This window comes from Actinomycetota bacterium, from assembly GCA_036280995.1.
GTDB lineage: Bacteria > Actinomycetota > CALGFH01 > CALGFH01 > CALGFH01 > CALGFH01.
This window is the reverse complement of record DASUPQ010000821.1, coordinates 1-3,050: the sequence shown is the minus strand read 5'-3', so window position 1 is coordinate 3,050 and position 3,050 is coordinate 1. Positions and strand designations below refer to the sequence as shown.

At 69.6% G+C, this 3,050-nt stretch carries 4 protein-coding genes; 1 reads left to right on the top strand and 3 read right to left on the bottom strand.

The annotated features are described in order from the left end of the window. The 3 genes from VF468_27345 to VF468_27335 form a co-directional block, all read right to left on the bottom strand. The coding region (locus tag VF468_27345) for a hypothetical protein (protein ID HEX5882002.1) at positions 1-443 on the bottom strand (443 nt) is incomplete at its 3' end. A gap of 58 nt (positions 444-501) precedes the next feature. After that, the gene (locus VF468_27340) at positions 502-879 is read right to left on the bottom strand and encodes an SPW repeat protein (protein ID HEX5882001.1); all 378 of its coding nucleotides are present in this window, start codon (positions 877-879) and stop codon (positions 502-504) included. Between the two features lie 443 nt (positions 880-1,322). Beyond that, positions 1,323-1,751: an SRPBCC family protein gene (locus VF468_27335; protein ID HEX5882000.1), complete on the bottom strand. Its 429-nt coding sequence runs from the start codon at positions 1,749-1,751 to the stop codon at positions 1,323-1,325. Positions 1,752-2,348: 597 nt separating this feature from the next. On the opposite strand from VF468_27335, the gene VF468_27330 reads away from it, so the two are divergent. Continuing rightward, the coding region (locus VF468_27330; GenBank protein HEX5881999.1) for a selenium-binding protein SBP56-related protein at positions 2,349-3,050 on the top strand (702 nt) is incomplete at its 3' end.

Here is a 3,050-nt window from a genome sequence, read left to right as displayed (position 1 = left end):
AGGTAGTCGAACACACCCCGGACCCCGTCCGGCCAGCCGAGCCGGCCGGCCCCAAGCGCGACCACCCCAGAAGGCCGCCACCAGGACCACCGTGACCGCGGGACCGGCGGCGGCGATGCGGAGCTCGGCCCCGGGCGACTCGGGCTGGCCGCGCAGCCGGGCCACCCCGCCGAACAGCCACAGGGTGATGCCGTCGATGCGCTCGCCCTCGCGCACCGCCCACAGGGCGTGCCCGAGCTCGTGGCCAGCACCGAGGCGAAGAACAGCACCGCCGCCGCCGCGGCCATGGCCAGGTAGGTGCCGCCGTCCAGGCCGGGGTAGGTGGCCGGGAACAGCACGGTGGCCAACGACCACAGCACCAGGGCGAAGACGAACAGCCACGACCAGTGGGCGCCGATGGGGATCCCGCGCACCCGCAGGATGGTGAAGCTGGACTCCATCATGGTCGGACTCCGATCGGCGGCGGCGTGCGCTGGGCGGGTACCAGCGTTGCCGGCTCGCTCACCGAGCAGGTGAGCGCCGGCTCGGCCGGGTCCGGGGCCGCCGATCGGCCCCGCCGGAGGTCGCCGTGATCGCCGCCAGCGCCACCACGATCAGACCGGCGAACCAGGCGTTGCGCGCCGCCGTCTGCACCGACGTGTAGTCGAGGACTCTTGGAGAGAGGGTCAGCCAGGCCCCGAGCAACAGGTTGCCCCAGGCGAGGGCGCGGCTGCGCCCACTGAGGACGGCGGCGCCGATCGCGGCGATGGCCAGCCCGGTGGCGGCCGCGTTCCAGGACGGCCGGCCGAACTCGCTGTACCCAAGCAGCCAGGGGCTGAGGAACACCCACATGCCAACGAGGACGTTGAGCGCGCTCATCACGTGTGGGGACCGCCTCATCTGTCATCACCCGCTTCTTCCAGTTCCCGGCGGCTCCGGCCTCCCGGCCGTCCCGGCCATGACGAGGCCCGGCTGACCGCCCCGGCGGCCGCCAACCGGACCGTCGCAGGCCCGTAAGCCGCCCGTAACCGGGCCGTCGTGGGGCCGGCCCGAAGCCGTAGGTACTGAACTCCAGCTGGATGTTGTCGGGGTCGCGGACACCAGCGCCAACATCCGGAGCTAACTGCCACTGGTCGCGCGACTGGTGCCGATTCACTGGCGCGGGATTCAGCTACGTCGAGCCGGACGCACCATGACAGAACCCATCGTGGAGAGCTTGGGGTGGGCGGTTGCGCGACGAGCTGCTGGCGGTCGTGTTGGATCCAGCGCTGTCGTCCCTTCCTCTGGACCAGGGATGCCGACGGCAGCCCCGTGCGCTCGCTAGTCCCAACGCGCGCCAGAGCCTATCGATCCAGCAGCTCCTTGAGCTTTCCGAGGTTGGTGGCCACGGCGTCCCGGACACGTGGCACGGCGACGCGCCCGAGCACGCGGCCAGGACCGCGGAGCTCCAACTCCACCGAGTTCGTGACCCGGGTGCCCTCTGGAAGGGCGTCCAGGGAATAGGAGAGGCGGGATGGGAACGGCCCGAGCTGGCCTTGTATCTCCAGGTGACTAGGAGGAGTGAGGGCTGTGACCTCGAGGCGCTCTTCGCTTCGATTCGGAACCGACCGTACCTGACGATAGACCGTTCCCTGGCCGACCGGCCCCTCGGAGACCTTACGGGTCTCGACGATCGCGTAGTTCCACTTGGGGACGTTCTCAAGGTCGGAGAGGAAGGCGAAGACTTCCTCGATCGGCCTCGTGATTACCACGGTGTTCTCGAAGGTGGCCACACGCCGCTCCTTCCAGAGGACGCCGAGAGCATATCCTCAGCTCACCGACTGTAACGTGATCGACATTGACTGGCCTGAACGGCCCCACTAGCCTACCGTCGACTCAATGCAAGCAAGCTCCTGAGCAGAATGGACCTTGCCGGGCTTCGCTGGGTATAGCCGTGTTCCCGCGCGCTCGGCCGTCGGCTGAGGTGTGGCGGGAAGTCTGGTCGCCGGGGGGTCACGGTGCCAGACGACCTTGCCCGCAGTCCTGCAGTGACCCTCAGCTGCGTTGCCCTTCGACGTGGTCGTTGCCTGGTGGTGGATGCTGCCTTTCGAGCCTGGATCCGCGTGAGGGGACCTCCCCTCACGCGCTTGGAGCCTGACTTGGATGGCACTCCAGGCAAGCATCCTGGCCGGGCGAGGAGGTCGCGCCAATCGTAGCGACCCTTCCCCGGGGGATCTACTGGGTCTCATGGGGGACGCTCCGTCCATCAGGGCGCCCGCCATGTCCAGTGCTCTCTTGATCCGGCGGCTAGCCCTGTCCCTGTGGCAGCGCCGGTGGTTCGTCGGCCGATCGACCACGTAGCCGGACGGGACCCGTCTCTGAGGAGGATCATGCCCCAGACCACTGACCCCACCTTCTACCGCAGTCCGGCCGAGGCGATGGCGGCGCCGCCCGAGCGGCTGGCCTACGTGGCCGCCTACGACCCGGCCGGCCAGGCCAAAGACGCCATGGCGGTGCTCGACGTCGACCCGGCCTCGCCGGAGTTCGGCCGGGTGGTGGGTTGGGCGGAGCTGCCCACCGGCAGTAACGAGCTGCACCACTTCGGCTGGAACGCCTGCTCGTCCGCCCTGTGCCACCAGGGCCACGGCGACCACGGCCCACTGGAGCGCCGCTACCTGCTGGTGCCCGGCTTCCGCTCCTCCCGCACCTATGTGCTCGACACCAAGCCCGATCCCCGCAACCCCCAGGTCGTGCGCGAGATCACCGCCGAGGAGCTGGCCAGCAAGGCCGGCTACTCCCGCCCCCACACCCTGCACTGCGGGCCCGGCGGCATCTTCATGTCGGCGATCGGCGGGGCCAATGGCAACGACGGCCCGGGCGGGGTCGCGCTGTTGGACCACGAGACCTTCGACGTCGTCGGGGCCTGGGAGCACGACCGCGGCGACCAGTTCTTCGCCTACGACGTCTGGTGGCACCTCAACCACGACACCGTGGTCACCTCCGAGTGGGCCACCCCCTCGATGTTCGAGCACGGCCTGGACCCCGAGGACCTGCTGGGGCGCCGCTTTGGCCATCACCTGAACTTCTGGTCC

Bases quoted from the DNA above. Each gene is read 5' to 3' on its own strand.
- VF468_27340 (HEX5882001.1), bottom strand. From the start codon at position 879: ATGAGGCGGTCCCCACACGTGATGAGCGCGCTCAACGTCCTCGTTGGC.